The organism is Thomasclavelia sp. (assembly GCF_017889095.1).
Lineage (GTDB): Bacteria > Bacillota_I > Bacilli_A > Erysipelotrichales > Coprobacillaceae > Thomasclavelia.
The window spans coordinates 1-16464 of sequence record NZ_JAGHEW010000380.1 but is presented as its reverse complement, the minus strand read 5'-3'; the positions used below and the strand labels follow the sequence as shown (position 1 = coordinate 16464).

General features: G+C 31.0%; 21 protein-coding genes and 1 riboswitch. Of the genes, 5 read left to right on the top strand and 16 right to left on the bottom strand.

Going from position 1 to position 16464, the window contains the following annotated elements; all coding sequences use genetic code 11:
- Positions 1–976, top strand: a 976-nt coding sequence (locus J7M77_RS16290; protein ID WP_296880463.1) for an RsmF rRNA methyltransferase first C-terminal domain-containing protein, incomplete at its 5' end; no start/stop codon positions are given.
- Complete coding sequence (locus J7M77_RS16285) at positions 973–1425, top strand: HD domain-containing protein (protein ID WP_296880462.1); 453 nt, start codon at positions 973–975, stop codon at positions 1423–1425. The genes J7M77_RS16290 and J7M77_RS16285, both read left to right, overlap by 4 nt.
- Before the next feature lie 93 nt (positions 1426–1518).
- Here the strand turns inward: J7M77_RS16285 and J7M77_RS16280 are convergent, their stop codons facing one another.
- The 14 genes from J7M77_RS16280 to J7M77_RS16215 form a co-directional block, all read right to left on the bottom strand.
- The gene (locus J7M77_RS16280) at positions 1519–1851 is read right to left on the bottom strand and encodes a hypothetical protein (RefSeq protein ID WP_296880461.1); all 333 of its coding nucleotides are present in this window, start codon (positions 1849–1851) and stop codon (positions 1519–1521) included.
- Positions 1852–1920: 69 nt separating this feature from the next.
- Complete coding sequence (locus J7M77_RS16275; protein WP_296880460.1) at positions 1921–2637, bottom strand: 1-acyl-sn-glycerol-3-phosphate acyltransferase; 717 nt, start codon at positions 2635–2637, stop codon at positions 1921–1923.
- Positions 2638–2653: 16 nt separating this feature from the next.
- A complete protein-coding gene (locus J7M77_RS16270; protein ID WP_296880458.1) occupies positions 2654–3124 on the bottom strand; it encodes a dihydrofolate reductase in 471 nt (156 codons plus the stop codon).
- Positions 3125–4003: a thymidylate synthase gene (locus J7M77_RS16265; RefSeq protein ID WP_296880457.1), complete on the bottom strand. Its 879-nt coding sequence runs from the start codon at positions 4001–4003 to the stop codon at positions 3125–3127.
- A 77-nt stretch (positions 4004–4080) separates the two neighbouring features.
- Positions 4081–4758 carry a hydrolase gene (locus J7M77_RS16260; RefSeq protein ID WP_296880456.1) on the bottom strand — a complete coding sequence of 226 codons (678 nt, stop codon included), beginning with the start codon at positions 4756–4758 and terminating at the stop codon, positions 4081–4083.
- Positions 4759–4817: 59 nt separating this feature from the next.
- Complete coding sequence (locus tag J7M77_RS16255) at positions 4818–5702, bottom strand: ROK family protein (RefSeq protein ID WP_296880455.1); 885 nt, start codon at positions 5700–5702, stop codon at positions 4818–4820.
- A gap of 67 nt (positions 5703–5769) precedes the next feature.
- Positions 5770–7521 carry a threonine--tRNA ligase gene (gene thrS / locus J7M77_RS16250; protein ID WP_296880454.1) on the bottom strand — a complete coding sequence of 584 codons (1752 nt, stop codon included), beginning with the start codon at positions 7519–7521 and terminating at the stop codon, positions 5770–5772.
- Entirely contained in the window at positions 7514–8041 is a 528-nt protein-coding gene (locus tag J7M77_RS16245) for a GNAT family N-acetyltransferase (protein ID WP_296880452.1), read from the bottom strand. The genes thrS and J7M77_RS16245 overlap by 8 nt, the downstream gene beginning before the upstream one ends.
- Before the next feature lie 272 nt (positions 8042–8313).
- Positions 8314–8547: a hypothetical protein gene (locus J7M77_RS16240; RefSeq protein WP_296880450.1), complete on the bottom strand. Its 234-nt coding sequence runs from the start codon at positions 8545–8547 to the stop codon at positions 8314–8316.
- Between the two features lie 67 nt (positions 8548–8614).
- Positions 8615–9358: a pseudouridine synthase gene (locus J7M77_RS16235; RefSeq protein WP_296880448.1), complete on the bottom strand. Its 744-nt coding sequence runs from the start codon at positions 9356–9358 to the stop codon at positions 8615–8617.
- A gap of 308 nt (positions 9359–9666) precedes the next feature.
- Positions 9667–10122, bottom strand: coding sequence for a pyridoxamine 5'-phosphate oxidase family protein (locus tag J7M77_RS16230; protein WP_296880446.1), 456 nt, complete (start codon positions 10120–10122; stop codon positions 9667–9669).
- 12 nt (positions 10123–10134) lie between these two features.
- A complete protein-coding gene (locus tag J7M77_RS16225; protein WP_296880444.1) occupies positions 10135–10737 on the bottom strand; it encodes an ECF transporter S component in 603 nt (200 codons plus the stop codon).
- Between the two features lie 61 nt (positions 10738–10798).
- Positions 10799–10924: riboswitch (FMN riboswitch) on the bottom strand.
- Between the two features lie 78 nt (positions 10925–11002).
- Positions 11003–11806 (bottom strand): aminoglycoside N(3)-acetyltransferase, encoded by an 804-nt coding sequence (locus J7M77_RS16220; protein ID WP_296880442.1) that lies wholly within the window; start codon positions 11804–11806, stop codon positions 11003–11005.
- Positions 11807–11847: 41 nt separating this feature from the next.
- Positions 11848–13023 carry an XRE family transcriptional regulator gene (locus J7M77_RS16215; protein WP_296880441.1) on the bottom strand — a complete coding sequence of 392 codons (1176 nt, stop codon included), beginning with the start codon at positions 13021–13023 and terminating at the stop codon, positions 11848–11850.
- Positions 13024–13197: 174 nt separating this feature from the next.
- Between J7M77_RS16215 and J7M77_RS16210 the strand changes: the two genes are divergently transcribed.
- From J7M77_RS16210 to J7M77_RS16200, 3 genes are read left to right on the top strand one after another with little or no spacing between them, the layout of a single operon-like run.
- Complete coding sequence (locus J7M77_RS16210) at positions 13198–14211, top strand: D-alanyl-D-alanine carboxypeptidase family protein (protein ID WP_296880440.1); 1014 nt, start codon at positions 13198–13200, stop codon at positions 14209–14211.
- Positions 14204–14776 (top strand): hypothetical protein, encoded by a 573-nt coding sequence (locus J7M77_RS16205; protein ID WP_296880439.1) that lies wholly within the window; start codon positions 14204–14206, stop codon positions 14774–14776. Before J7M77_RS16210 ends, J7M77_RS16205 begins: the two co-directional genes overlap by 8 nt.
- Positions 14769–15278 carry a spore maturation protein B gene (locus J7M77_RS16200; protein ID WP_296880437.1) on the top strand — a complete coding sequence of 170 codons (510 nt, stop codon included), beginning with the start codon at positions 14769–14771 and terminating at the stop codon, positions 15276–15278. The genes J7M77_RS16205 and J7M77_RS16200 overlap by 8 nt, the downstream gene beginning before the upstream one ends.
- A 121-nt stretch (positions 15279–15399) precedes the next feature.
- Here the strand turns inward: J7M77_RS16200 and J7M77_RS16195 are convergent, their stop codons facing one another.
- Together J7M77_RS16195 and J7M77_RS16190 are read right to left on the bottom strand one after the other, a co-directional pair.
- The gene (locus J7M77_RS16195) at positions 15400–15573 is read right to left on the bottom strand and encodes a hypothetical protein (RefSeq protein WP_296880436.1); all 174 of its coding nucleotides are present in this window, start codon (positions 15571–15573) and stop codon (positions 15400–15402) included.
- A 105-nt stretch (positions 15574–15678) separates the two neighbouring features.
- On the bottom strand, positions 15679–16464 hold a 786-nt coding region (locus J7M77_RS16190; RefSeq protein ID WP_296880435.1), incomplete at its 5' end, for an alpha-amylase domain-containing protein.

The window sequence follows — 16464 nt, the reverse complement described above, 5'->3', positions numbered from 1 at the left end:
AGCCAGTAAATTAAGTGAAGATGGATTGATGATCGCTAACGATATCAATAAACTGCGCGCTAAAATTTTAGCCGAAAATGTTGAACGCTTTGGTTTAACCAATACGATCGTAACTAACTGTGATCCGGTTAAATTAACTAAAAAATTTAATAATTTCTTTGATAAGATCATTTTAGATGCTCCTTGTTCGGGTGAGGGAATGTTTCGTAAACTGGAACAGGCAATTACAACCTGGTCTTTAGAAAAAGTTAATGAATGTGCTTATATTCAAAGAAACTTGATTGATAGTGCTTATCAGATGTTAAAAAAAGATGGTATTTTAATTTATTCGACATGTACTTATTCTTTAGAGGAAAACGAAAATCAGGTTGCCTATATGGTTAATGAATTAAACATGGAATTAATATCGATTGAAAAACAGCCTGGAATGGCTCCCGGCTATCAAAATGATCAGGTAGTTAGAATGTATCCGCATTTAACTAATGGTGAGGGTCAATTTATTGCCTTACTAAAAAAACGTGATGGTAAAAGTGTTAGTAAAGCTAAATTATTAAAAGCTAATATATCAAAAGCTAATTTAAAATTAGTAGAACAATTTTATCAAGAAAATTTAAACTGCTCTTTACCTAAATATCTCTATGATTCCAATAATCATATTTATGCGATCTTATCGCATTTTCCTGATATGAGTGGCATCCAGGTTTTGCGTAATGGACTTTATTTAGGTGAATGTAAAAAGAATCGTTTTGAACCAAGTCATTCATTAGCTCTAACTTTAACTAAAAAAGATGTTAAACGCTATTATGATTTTCATTATGACAGTTTAGAAGTCACTAAATATTTACATGGTGAAACCTTAACCGGTGGTAAAGGTAAAGGCTATGGTTTGATCTTAGTTGATGGTTATCCACTTAGTTTCTATAAAGAAAGCAATCAGCAAGTAAAAAATCTATATCCAAAGGGGTTACGAAAATGAACCGCTACGAAGTAATTAAAGATGAAGTTTATCAAATTTTAACTACTAACTGTTTTGCCAGCAAAAGAAAAAATGCTTTTGAACATTTATTTAGTGTAACTGCTATGATTCAGTACTTAGCTAAAATAAGACATTTAGATTTAGAACTAGCTTCAATCATTGGTATTTTACATGATCTTGCTACTTATAAATTTAATTCTAGTTTTGATCATGCTAATCGTAGTGCTATTATTGCTAAAGATTTATTAGAAAAATCCAATCTATTTACTGCTAAAGAAATTGAATTGATCTTTATTGCGATCAAAAATCACTCTAATAAAAAGCAAATTGATGATAACTACAGCGAACTAATTAAAGATGCCGATATTTTAGTACAATATTTAAATGAACCAGAAGCTCTTTTGCCGCCAGAAAAAAAACAGCGTGTTGATAAGTTAATTGGGAGTTAGAAGCTCCCTTTTTCTTTTAAATAATTTTGAAAACTATTGATAATATTTATTTGCTGATTTTTTACCAAACTAAAAGACTAGTTTCCTAGCCTTTTAATTTTCAATATTTAAATTTTCATTAGCTTTACCGTTTTGTAATTTATATACGTTTAAAGCTTGTTTAAAAGTTAAATCAATAAATGGTCGATAATCATCATCAGTTAACTCATCATTTTTAATAACATAATTATCAAAAATTAAAGTATCTTGTAAAACATCTGGATATAAGCGAATCATTTGATCTTTACCATATTTTTCAATATCAGCTTCCATATCTTCGATCAAATCATCACAGCCATAATAAATTTCAGGATCAACTTCTTCATTTAATTTAAATGATAAATTTAAATTTGTATTAATATAACTGTATGCATCTTTTAGTGCCATTTTTACACCCTCCTAACACTATACTATAAATATAACATAGATTTATTTATTTTTAAAATATAAATAGATTTAATCACGTTCATTTTCTTTAATACATGCTTCAATTCGATCATGCACCATTTTTGCAATCTCATTTGTATGCATATCCTGATATTCTTCGTAATAAATTGGCTTTAAATAATGAATTTGAGCAGTAGTTTTTTTAATTGTATTACGGTCAAAAACTTTATAACAGTCAATTAAAGCTACTGGTACGATCGGTGCTTTAGCTTTAACTGCGATTTTAAAAGTACCACCTTTAAACTCTAAAATTTGATTGCCTTTTTTACTCCGCGTTCCTTCAGGAAAAACAAAGAAATTGTTACCATTAGCAACTTTTTTAGAAACATCTTTGATGATTTTTGCACTTTCACGAACATTGCTGCGATCCATGGGAATAAATTCCATCATCTTTAAAACATCTTTAACTAAGACTACTGATGCCAGCTCTTTTTTGACAATTGCCTGAACCGGACGTTTATGGGTATTAAAAATCGCCACCGGATCAAATAAACCCTGATGGTTTGGCGCTAGTAAATAACCAGATTTTTCTGGTAAATTTTCTAGTCCGTAACACTCTAAAGTAACCCGTCCTTTTTTTACGATCTTAGGAACGATCTTATAAATAAAAGCATAACGTTCTTCTAAAGAATATTTTTGTGTATTTTTTAGTTGATTAACTTTATAACCCCACCAGTAAGGTAGAAACCAAATAACTCTAATTACAATTAATGCAATTCTTTTCATCTTTGCCTCCCTTTAATTACTTTCTTTGATATATTTCTAACGTAAAAGTTTCAAAAGGTTTTGTATCGACAAGCTGGTAACCATATTGACTAAAATCAGGAAAATAAGTTTCTCCCGTATGTTTACCAGGAATTCGTGAAATCATCAATTGATCAGCGATAGGTAAACATTGACGATAAATCGAAGCACCACCAGAAATATAAAGATCTTCACCGCTTTTTTGATATTCATCAATAACTTCCTGCAATGAATTTCTAACTTCAACTCGATCATCTTCAAAAGGATCAAGACTGACAACGATCGTTTTACGATTTGGAAGCGGTCTACCAATAGCCTGATATGTAGTTACTCCCATCAAAATAGTTTTATTAATCGTAGTTTCTTTAAAATGTTTTAGATCCTCAGGTACGTTCCAAGGCATTCCATTTTTAGAATCTTGTTTTCCAATTAATAAATCTTCATCTGTTGCTACAATAATACTAATCATCTATACACTTACCTTTCCTACTAATCTTCCATAACTTTGGTAATCTTCAATTTTAATATCTTCGATTTTATAATCAAAAATTGATTTAACTTCGGGATTTAAAACCAGTTTGCATAATGGTAATGGCTCACGGGAAATTTGTTCTTTAACAACATCAAAATGATCTTTATAAATATGAGCATCACCAATCGTGTGAATAAATTCTTTAGCCTGATACCCACATGTTCTTGCCAGCATTTCTGTCATTAATGCATAAGATGCGATATTAAAAGGCACTCCTAAAAAGATATCGGCACTACGCTGATATAATTGACATGAAAGATATTTTTTATCATGGCTGACATAAAATTGTAAAAAAGCATGACATGGCGGTAACGCCATATTATCTACTTGTGCTGGATTCCAGGCACAAATAATATGTCTTCTTGAAAATGGGTTGTTTTTTAAACTATCAACTAATTTAGCTAGCTGATCAACCCCTTCATAATTAAAATCACGCCATTGTGCTCCATAAACGGGACCTAAATCACCATATTTTAAGGCAAAATCATCATCAGTTTTAATTTTTTCCACAAATTCAGCTAATGATTCACCATTATAATCAGGACTCTTTTTAAAGTTTTCATAAGGCCATTCATTCCATATTTTAACATTTCGATCAACTAAATACTTAATATTAGTATCTCCTTTAATAAACCATAATAGTTCTTCGGCAATTGGCCGTAAAAACATTTTTTTAGTTGTCATTAAAGGAAAACCATTTCGTAAATCATATCTCGTCTGATAACCAAAAACACTGCGTGTTCCCGTACCAGTACGATCTTCACGGTCTTCACCGTTTTCTAATACATATCTACACATATCTAAATATTGTTTCATTTCTTACACCTCATCGCTTATTTTACAATAAATTACTCTACCAAACAACAAATAAAATGGTAGATTTAAAATCTACCTTATTTTTTATGACAACGTTCACGATATTCTTCCATCATTTCCTTAAAAATATCACCATTTGATGGTGGTGTATAAGTAACAGCGTTAGCTCCAGCAGCAATTACTTCCTGGATCGTTTCTACTGTCGGACCACCAGTTGCAATAATTGGAAAATCTGGTGAAATTTGACGTAACGCCTTAACAATTTCAACAGTTTTTTTACCACCAGAAACATTAACGATTCGTGCACCACTAAATAACATTCTTTCTTCTAAATTTTCATCTAAAGAAACAATCGATAAAACAACCGGAATATCAACATAATCAGCTAATTCCCGAATAAATTCCGTCTTAGTTGGTGCATTAAGCACTACTGCCGTTGCTCCATGTAACTCCGCATCTAAAGCAATTTCGCGAACCCGAGGCCCAGCTGTTGTTCCCCCGCCTACACCAGCAAAAACGGGTCTTTGAGCAACATCAATAATTGAATTAGTTATTTGCATCGTAGGGGTAAAAGGATAAACCGCAATTACCGCATCAGCATTACAATTAGATATTACGGCAACATCCGTAGAAAATAATAATGATTTAATTCTTTTTCCATTAATAACGATCCCACTAGCATCACGGATGCAATCAGGTACCATAATAGTATGACTTCTTAATTGAGTGTTAATTCTAGGTGCTATTTTTTTCATCACAATTCCCCCTATTTATTTTTTTTCTATTTTACTACAAGTTTATGAATTCTTGATGTCTAACTATTAATAAAATTATAAACAGCACCAATTAAATTAGCCTGATTTGCAAACATGCACTTAACTACTGTTGGGTGAATTAAAGCATAAGGGATATTTTGATAGATTTTATCTAAATGTTTTTCTAATTGTTCAATTAAATCATCACGAGCACTGATTGCTCCGCCAATGACAATTTTTTCAGGATCATAAACATATTGTAAGTTATAAATTCCCATTGCAAGTACACTATAATATTGATCAACGTATTTTTGATAAATTGGATCATTATCTACGTTATCAAAAATAACTTTACCATCCAAGGTTTGATAATCAACATTTAATTCTTTAGCTACCGCTTTAACAACAGCAACTGTTGATCCCGCTTCTGACCAGGAAATATAACGATCATTTTCAATATCGTTTAAAGCGACCATGTAGCCAAATTCACCGCCATGTAAATGTTTTCCTTTATGAATGCGACGATCTTTAACCACAGCACCACCAATTCCCGTACCACTGACAATAAACATACAGTCATTAACATCACTGGCAGCTCCTTTCCAAACTTCGGCTAAAGCCGCACAGTTAGCATCATTTTCAATTGTAACTTTTACCTGCAAACGTGCTTGAAGATCATTTTTAATATTTGGTCCATGAATATAATCTAAAGCACTAGATCCTTTGATATCCCCAACAGCACTATCAACCGCACCAGGCATACTTAAAGCTAGCCCGGCTACTTTAACATCTAATTGCTGATAGATTTTTTCAATTTCCTGATACATTTTTTCTAAACTGTCAGGGGTAACAATTTTGCCAGGTTTAGTAATATTTCCATCATCATCAACTATTCCATATTTTATTGCTGTCCCGCCAACATCCATCGCTAAATATAATGCCATCTTTTCATCTCTCCTTTTTTTATCATTGTATCACATATCACAAATAAAACATCTGATTTCAGATGTTTTATTCACGATTACTAATTTTTTCCTTGATCATCGCAGTAAAATCGTTAAATGGTACAGTAGTTTGTTTTTGCATTCCATGTAAACGATAAGTTACTGTCTTTTCATCACGTTCATTATTTCCTAATACTAGTAAATATGGAACTTTTTCCATTTGTCCTTCACGAATACGATATCCTAATTTCTCTTCACGAGCATCTAATTCAACTCTAAATCCTTCTTGTCTTAATAAAGCAACAACTTCTTTAGCATATTCTAAATGATAGTCATTGTTAACTGGTAAAACCTTAATTTGAGTTGGTGCTAACCATAATGGGAACACTCCTTTAGTTTCTTCAATCAAGAAAGCCGTAAACCGATCAAAGGTTCCAAAAATAGCCCGGTGTAATACTACTGGTGTTTGTTTTACCCCATTATTATCAACATAAGTAAGTTCAAAACGACGTGGCAATAAAAAGTCTAACTGACAAGTTGATAAAGTAACTTCTGGTCCTACCGCCGGTTTTACTTCAACATCTAATTTAGGTCCATAGAAAGCCGCTTCACCTTTGGCTTCAAAATAATCTAAATTTAACTCATCTAATACTTCACGTAATTTAGCTTCAGCCATATCCCACATTTGATCATCATCAAAATATTTTTCTTTATCATCTTTATCTCGTAACGATAATCTAAATTTATAATCTTTGATTCCAAAATCTTTATAAACATCCAAGATTAAATTAACTACCCGTTTAAATTCCTCACCAATCTGTTCTGGGGTAACAAATAAATGGGCATCATTTTGACACATACAGCGAACTCTTTCTAATCCTTTAACAGCCCCGCTAGCTTCATATCTAAAATCAGTTGCAAATTCACCGATTCTAATTGGCAGATCACGATATGAATGTAATGAGTTTTTGTATATCAACATGTGATGTGGACAGTTCATTGGTCGAAGAACAAATTCTTCCTCATCAACTTTCATGACTGGGAACATATCATCTTTATAATGATCCCAATGTCCTGATGTTTTATATAAGTCAACTGTTCCTACACATGGGCTATAAACATGATCATATCCTAAAGCCCGTTCCTTATCATAAATATAGTTTTCTAACTGACGGCGAATAAACGCTCCTTTAGGAAGCCACATTGGCATTCCGGAACCAACTAAACGGTGATTCATAAATAGACTTAGATCTTTACCAATTTTACGATGATCACGATTTTTAGCATCTTCTAATAAATCTAAATGTTCTTTTAAAGCTTCAGGATTAGGGAAACAAACACCATAGATTCTTTGTAATACTTTGTTGTTTTTATCCCCTTTCCAATAAGCCCCAGAATGCTTGATCAATTTAAAATTTTTACAAGCTTTTACAGTATCTACATGGGGACCACGACATAAATCGACAAAATCTCCTTGACGATAACAGCTAATATTAGTTCCGGCTTCAAAATTATTAATCAAATCAAGTTTATATTCATCATCTTTAAACATTTCTAAAGCTTCTTCTTTAGTCAATTCTTCTCTAACGATCCGTTTACCATCTTTACAGATCTTTTTCATTTCTTTTTCGATTTTAGCGATATCTTCATCTTTAATAACATCATCACCTAAATCAATATCATAATAAAATCCTTCACTTACTACTGGTCCTACCCAAAATTTAGCCTGAGGGTATAAATGTTTAACCGCTTGAGCCATTACATGAGCACAAGAGTGATTTAATACACTTAATTGTTCATCTTCTTTAAAGTTAATCATTTTCTTCTCCTATCCAAAAACGTAATCTTGTTTCTTTTGTTGTTTGATTGAAATATTCGTTTTCTAATTTTCCACCACATTTTTCAATCGTTTTTCTAGATGCGATATTTTCTTTATTGCAGGTAATTAAAATTGGATAAATATCCCATTTTTTACAAAATGCAATTGCTTCTTTCAACATTGCTGTAGCATATCCTTTTTTACGCATACTTGGTAAAATGCTATAGCCAATATGACCACCTTGTTTTAATAAAAAATCATTTAAACAATGGCGAATATTGATTGTTCCAATAATTTTATCTCCTTCGAGATAAAAATAAGTTGTTGCTGGAACAAAATTCTCTTTTAAATTGATTCCAAGATGATCCTGCTTTTGTCGTTTCAGCCATTTTTGATAATCGCTTTCCAGGTGACAGCCACCATCACCGTTAATATACATTTCCCCATGGTCATAACATTCTTGAATATAAGCTTTGATCATCTGTTCATGTTCTTTTTGGGGATAAACTAATTTAGCCATAACTTTCTCCTTCTACAAAAAAACTCTCATCTAAAGGACGAGAGTATCGTGGTACCACCTTATTTCGTTATTGAAACAATAACCTTAAAGCTATAACGCGCTACCGACCTTCTCTTTCGAGGGTTGCCTATTAGGGAGTACCTAGATAACCTTTTCAAGGCTTGCACCAACCGCCTTTTCTCTAGATCCAAGCATTATCTAGACATATCCTAAATCATCGCATCTATTTTTCTAATACAATTCTACCGACTTATCATTTTAAAGTCAACCACTTATTTTTCATTGTTATGCAAATAATATGCCATTTTAATATTATCGGTTTCCTTTTTTAAAGCTTTATAGACATATTTAGAAGGCATCTTAGTAAACATTGTAACAGTATCACATTTGATACAATACAACGCTTCAATTCCGCGAATATTGATTTTTTTGATCCATTCACCTTCTGCTTTACAGATACCACATTCCACTTTATTTTGTGGTTTATCTAATATTTGTATTCTCATTTACATCACCCACATGATAGTATGCATCAATTAAATTAAAATATTTGTCATAATTGCTCAACTAATCTTACTTATTACTACCAACTACTTTATTACCGTTAACCAAATTTCTTAGATTCTTAACTTCCTGAGGTTTTAAGATTCGATATTTGCCTGGTGTTAATCCTTTTAAATTAATTCCCCCAACACTCAAACGATGTAGTCTTTTAACCGGATGTCCAACGCTTTCAAACATTTTTTTAACTTGACGATTTTTACCTTCATAGAGTTTTATTTGTAAAACCGTTGTTTTATGTTCAGTATCTTTATTAATAATTTTGATCTTACAAGGTAACGTCTTAGTTCCCTCTAAATAGATTCCTTTTTCCAACTTATGAATAGTTGGACCATTGATCAGTCCATTGATCGATACTTCATAAATTTTTTCTAAGTGATAGCGTGGATGCATGATCATATTGGCAAATTCACCATCATTAGACATGATCAATAATCCAGTTGTATCATAATCCAAACGACCAACTGGATAAATTCTTTCTTTAACATCAGTAAAATAATCAATTACTTTAGTTCGATCGAATTCATCATCTAACGTGCAAACACATCCTTTAGGTTTATAAAAAAGATAATATACTTTGTTTTCAAATGTCAAAGGATTCCCTTCAACAGTTATATAATCACCTTTTTTCACCTTTGTTCCAAGCTCTGTAACAACTTTACCATTTACTTCAACTTTTCCTTGAACAATCAATTCTTCAGCTTTTCTTCTTGAAGTATAACCACTTGCAGCAATTGCTTTTTGTAACCTTTCCATCTTTTTCACCTACTTTTTTTATCATTATACTAAAAAGTTTCCCAAAAGCAATAAATTTTTATTTCTTATTATAATTCCCTAATTAAAAAAGATAATTTCTCCTTTAAAAAGACCTACTATAAATACCCTGTAACCAAATATTCATTAATTAGTCAATTCGATCTACTTAAAAAACTATTTAAATAAAAATGTGATGATTAAATACAATTAACCAATCATTAATCTGCTTCAAATTGTCTATTTTTTTGATCAGTATCTTTTTTACTATATTATATTAAAAATAAGATCCTGATGATCAGGATCTAAATTTAATCATATTTTACTACTTCAACTGTCTGTTTATCAAAATCAATAAATGTCTGGAAAGCATAGCGATTTTCATCTTCATCCCAAATTTCTACAAATTTAGGAGTTACTTCGATTAAGATTTCACTATCTTCATGACTATAAGCATTATAACTTTGCCACAAATATTTTTTATATAATTTTTCAAATTTACGATCTGGTTCATCAACTACTAATCCTAAATTTTTAGCGATTCCTTCAACCTGAACCCCACCAGTGCATAAAGCTACCTGGGGATTTTGATATAACTGTTTAGTTTTACGGAAGTTTTTATCAGTTTTAAAATAAATTTTGTTGTTGTAAAACAAACAGCTAACATTTCTAACCATTACATAATCATTATGACTAGAAGCTAAAGCCATAATTTTCCAATCTCCTAATTTTTTAAACATTAATGCTACACCATCTTCAAAAGTCATTTTCTTCTCCTCCTATTCTTTAGTATAACGATGCATAATCGGACTTATTTTTTTATAGATTACAAAAGTAACTAAACAAACAACCACATTTTTGATCAAATTAAAAGGGACAATTCCAAGTAAAACTAATTTCAAAGTACTATCGACATAAGGATTTACTGCCTGGCACATGGCAATGATGTCATTCATGGTCATCCCATATAAAGTGACATAAAAAGGAATAATAATCACTAAATTCGTAAATATCGCAACCAATACATTAAAGATCGTACCCGTAGTCATTGCCATCAAAGCTCCATTTTTGGTTTTATTTCTTTGATAGATCAAAGCAGCTGGTAAAACTAAGGCAGTTGATAACATTAATCCTTGTAATTCACCAGTAAACATCGAATTAGTTCCCGAAATAGCTAACTGAATCAAAATTCTTAGTACCACTACTAAAATACTGGCAACTGGTCCTAACGTAAAAGCAACGATCAATTCTGGTACGCCGGCAAAATCAAAGCTTAAAAACGGTGGCATAAACGGCAAGGGAAACCGAAATACCATTAAAATAGCCGCCAAAGCCCCAAAAATTGCAATTAATGCTAGATAACGAATCTTCTTTTTGTTCATTTTCTTTCCTCCTAAAATAAAAACCTGAAAACGCTTTAATCGTCTTCAGGTAAGATTCTAGAAATGTCTTTTCTCATCCGGACTTTAACCGTCGGTGTTAGAATTTCACTAACTCAGCCATATAATCATATATGGGTCATGGACTATAACCATCGGTAGGGACTTTCACCCTGCCACAAAGACGCATATTTAGTTTTGGATGATAGAAAACAATTTCTTTATTAATTATATACCGATATTTTGCTAACTACAAGAATAAATCCATTCATCGCTGTTTTTTTAGCCATTTTTCACCAAAATCAACAAGATCTTTTAAATCAATATAACGACATAAAGCTGCTCCAACATACCCCTTTATCACTTCTGTTTCCTTTTCATAAGCTTGTCCTAATACTTTAAAATCACTATCATCATAAGCAATCTCTTTAAAATCAAGCCATTTTCTTTGACCGTCTTTTAAAACACAAGCACCGGTATTGATCCAAGGTAAATTAGGCAAATGACTTTCACTTAAATGTAATGATGTACAATTTTCATAACCAACCCCTAAAAGTAAAATTTTACCATGACAGTCATACAATTTTTTAAGTGGCGACCCATCACCTAATCCTGGTGATAAAGCGTGGTCTTTTAAAATATACTTAGCTTCTTTTCCATAACCACAAAACGATACCTGAGGATGTCTTGAACGAATGCCACCAGGATATCTAAGTAAAGCATCAACAACTTTTCCCATCTCTCTAGTTGGTGTCCGTTTCGGATCATAAGCAGGCATATTATTTTTGATTATCTCAACCCATTCTTTATCTACTGGCGGTGCTTGCCATAATTCTGGAGCACTATTATCACCAGTAAAACTTGGCATGATCAAAGTTCCCGTATCACCAATAGTTTCTAAGATTGCATCAATGACCGTAACTTCCCGACCAACTATCCAGCCTAATTTAGAAAGAGAAGCATGCATTAAAACCATATCACCTTTTAATACCCCTAATTTTTTTAAATCATTTACTAAACTATTTTTAGTATTTGGCATCTTAACTAATTTCATTGCCTCTAGTTCACTCATTAATTATCACCTCATTATAAAAAATCTAGCTAAATTATTTTTTATGATGGACATTTTTCAACTATTCTTGACAACTCTATTACTCGTTCATTGATAAACTGTTCAATTGTTTGAAGCCTTTTTTCTGAAAGATTGTATAAAGGATGTCTTTTAAATTTAAAATTAATTAATTTATGCAAATCATTCGCCATCTCACGTGTACATGCTGTTTTTACCAGATCATCAAACGAAATCCCGTGATAAGAATAAGAATTTTGTTTAGCGTATTTACTTAACTTGTTTATATCGGTTGCTTCGTCTTCTAAAGCATACGCAAAAAGTCCAGCTCCATTATCAAAGATAGGATTAAATCCGATAACTCTTTTATCAATACTATTTACCATAAAACCAAAATTTTCAAAATGTCTATCTTTATTATAAATAATAGCATCAAATAATATCATTCTTTTAAAATCACGATAAATAATCGGATCGTTTAGATTTTTTATATATTTATCAACTGCTGCCAATCCACCTTTAGATACAATATATCCGGCTGGAACATAAGAAATATCTTTTGATGTAAATATTTTACATGTTGATGCAAGTATTCCTTTCCATTTTTCCAACTGATAATCAACATGACTATAATCCAATTTTTGTACAATTTGTGATGCATAATATTCACTATATGGTTCATTTCCAGCATTTGCACGTCCTAAAGTTCCGCCTTTATACAAATATGTTTCACCATTTATTCTTCGCCAGCATTTTGCAAGCATTCCCGTTGTCGTAAATTCTGGAGAAGACATCAATTGAGCAATTTTAGTATCATGACCAGTAAACGCAACAAGTGAAAGAGCTTCAGAGAAATCATTATCATATAGATTAATATCATCAAATTTTAATTGTTCACTGTTTTTACATATCCAATATGCATCGTTTAAAGAAAGGCCTTTGGAAACATCAATAATTCCTTTAACATCTCTTTCATCTAATCCCATACTTTTCAAAAATTCACGAATAAATTCTCTATTTTTAGGCACACTTCGATAAGTTAACCAACTTTTTAACTCATCATTATCTGCGTTCAATCCATAAGGAAGCATATTTTTTTCATATACATTTAATATTTCTACATTTCCTCGTTCAAATCCCTGAGTTAAAAATTTAAATTCCAAGACTGGGTGATCATATAAATTTAATCGATAAGTTTCATCATCAATGTGTTTTTTCAACCAAAACGCCTCCTTTTAAAAAATGTTCCAACAAAGACAAATTTAAATTAATAATAGTATACCATTTTTTAATATTTCACTCAATCAAATGAATATTTCTATACAATATCCACTTTTTCTATATAATTAATTCTAAAATCAATAACCAGACATAAACTAATATAGGTGATAAAAATGAATCTAAAAATCATTAATATCTTACTAACATTTTTACTACTGCCACTAAATACAACTGCGCCGGTTACTTTCCAAGGTAAAAGTTATATTGTTATGGAAGCAAGTAATCAAGTAGTCATTGAAGGCAGTAATGAAGATTATATTCAAAGTGTAGCCTCGATTTCTAAAATTATGACCTGTATCATCGCCATTGAAAATATGGATCTTGACACTGTTATTACGGTCGATGAAACAATCAATCAAGCCTGGGGCAGCGGAATTTATATACATATAGGCGATAAAATCACTTTACGTGATTTACTATATGGTTTAATGCTTAGAAGCGGTAATGATGCAGCCGTAATGATTGCTAAGGCGGTTGGCAAAGAAGTAACCAAATTTGTTGACATGATGAATGATAAAGCTAAACAGTTAGAACTTCATAATACTACTTTTTCTAATCCTACCGGTTTAGATGAAGAAGATAATGGTAATTTATCAACTGTTTATGATATGGCTAGATTAATGGCTTATTGTCATCAAAATCCTATTTTTAATGAAATTGTCGCAACTGAAAAATATAATCGGGAAGATGGTAATGGTACTTGGAAAAATAAAAATAAATTATTGACCAATTATGAATATTGTATTGGTGGTAAAACTGGTTTTACTAAAAAAGCTAAACGGACTTTAATTACCATGGCTAGAAAAGATGATTTAGATTTGATCATTGTAACTTTTAATTGTGGTAATGATTTTGAATTTCATCAACAAAAATATGAGGAATGTTATGAAAAATTAAAAGAAACAAAGATTTTTTCTAAGGGTATTGTAGAGTTTAAACAGCAGCAATATTATCTTGATTTTGATATTTTAGTAAATAAACAGGAAAATGATCAAGTTGATGTTTCGTTTGAAAATGATGAAATTATCGTTTCTTTAAACGATCAGCCCGTTGCTCGTCAAAAAGTAGTTCCTTATAATTTTTTTATTGGTTTAAAAATGATCTTTAAGGATTTGTTTTATGGCTAAGGTATTTAAATATGGCATGATTATTTTTATCATGATTGCTTTTATAACTAATAACCAGTCACAATTACTAAGTGCTATTTTAGCCAGTCCTAATCAAGTTTTTGATTTAATTAAAATATTGGTCTTAAGTGCCTGTTTATGGAATGGTTTATTAAATGTTATCAAAGCATCCGGTTTGATTGACCAGTTAGCGATATTTTTAAAACCGCTATTAAAACTAATATATGGAAATGTTGTTGAAGATAAATCAGTATATTATTATTTATCAACTAATTTTATTGCCAATATGTTAGGCCTAGGCTCTTTAGCTTCAATTAGCGGTTTAAAAGCAATGTCCCAGTTATCTAAACATCAAACCAATAAAAAAGTTCCTGGTAAAGAAATGATGTTATTAGTTATTATGAATACAACGGGATTTTCTTTAATTCCGGCTACGATGATGACCTTACGGCAAAGTTATCATAGTCAAAATGTTTTAAGTTTCTTTCCTTATAGTATTGCAATTGGATTTATTATTACAGTAATTGGAATTATCATCAGTAAAGTGATTGAACATTATGGATAGTTTAATCTTAATTATTATTGGAATTGCCTTAATTGAAGCAATTTATAAAAAAGTCGATGTTTTTAATGAATTTTTAAAAGGTGTTAAAGAAGGCAGTAAATTATTAATTACTTTATTCCCTACAATGATGGCCTTTACTTTATGGGTCGTTTGTTTTCAAAATTGTGGGATTACTTCAATTTTAGAATCGTGGTTTAAAAATATTTTTGATTTAATCAAAATACCAGTTGATCTTTTTATGATGATGATCATTCGTCCTTTTTCATCTAACGGATCTTTAACGATTCTAAATGATTTGTTTATTAATTATGGACCTGATCATCCTTATAGTATTCTGGGTTCAATTATTCAAACTGGCAGTGATACTACTTTTTATGTTGTTACTTTATATTTTGGCAGTATCAAACTCCAAAATAATCGTTATGCTTTAAGTTTAGGACTTTGGCTTGATTCGATTGCTTGTTTATTAGCCATGCTTTGTTATTTTATATTTATCACTTAAAAAGTTCGGATAACCGAACTTTTTAGTATTTATTTAATAATTAATTCTAAAAACTAACTCCTTTGCAATTCCTTTTTAATAATAATATATCGATAAACTATAAAAGTATTTTTCAAAACAATTATGAAGCAACACCATAATCAGTTCTATTGACACTTACATATTTCCAATAAGAGCGATGTTTTCCGCGACAGGCAATTACTGGATAATTTGAATAACCAAATTCCCGAGCAATCGTTCCTTTAGGAACCTTATTAGCATGAGTTAATTTTCCATTTACAATTGCATACTTCATTGATAGTTCCTCCTTTTTTACAACTATATTATAGTAAAAAGAAGGTAATTATTAAAATAGTTTAATATCATTAAGCACCTAAAAATCGGTGTCTAAATTATTTTGTTATTTTTTTATCCAAACTGATACCGAACCACCATCGACTAGAAAATCTCCAAATCCATTTTCATCAATAGTAACTGTATCCTGAATATTATTTAAACAATCGTAAAAAACTTGATTGGCATGATGTTTACCAACATCCATTAATTTATGACCTTTGGCTTCATCGCTTAAAATCACGGCTACACCACTAGTTTCATTTCCTTCATAGCTCCAGCCAATAATATTATTATGATCAAAATAATTATGTTCCTTTCCCGCTAGACAAGTATTTCTAACTGCGATCATTTTATCAATAATTTCTTTAAAACAATCAATTCCATATTCTTCAATACCATAATAATCACCATAAAAGACACAAGGATAACCTTGTTGGCGCAATAAGATAAGTGCATAAGCTAATGGTTTAAACCAGTTAGCAACCGGACTTTGTAGTGATTGTCCGGGCTGACTATCGTGGTTTTCAACAAATGTGACACAATATTCAGGAGCTTCTTTAACTAATGTCTGTTCAAAAATTGATCCCATATCAAACATTCCGTTACTACTAGATATTTGATGAAATTTAAAATGTAAAGGAACATCAAATAAAGACATACAATTTTTAGATACGTTTAAATAATTAAGCAGTTTATTTACATCACCGTGCCAATATTCGCCTACTGCAAAGATATCCTGATGTTTATAAGCTCTTAATTTTTGTAACCAGTTAGTAAAAAAGGTAAAATCAATATGTTTAACAGCATCTAAACGAAAACCATCGACATTAGTAAAATCTAGATACCATTT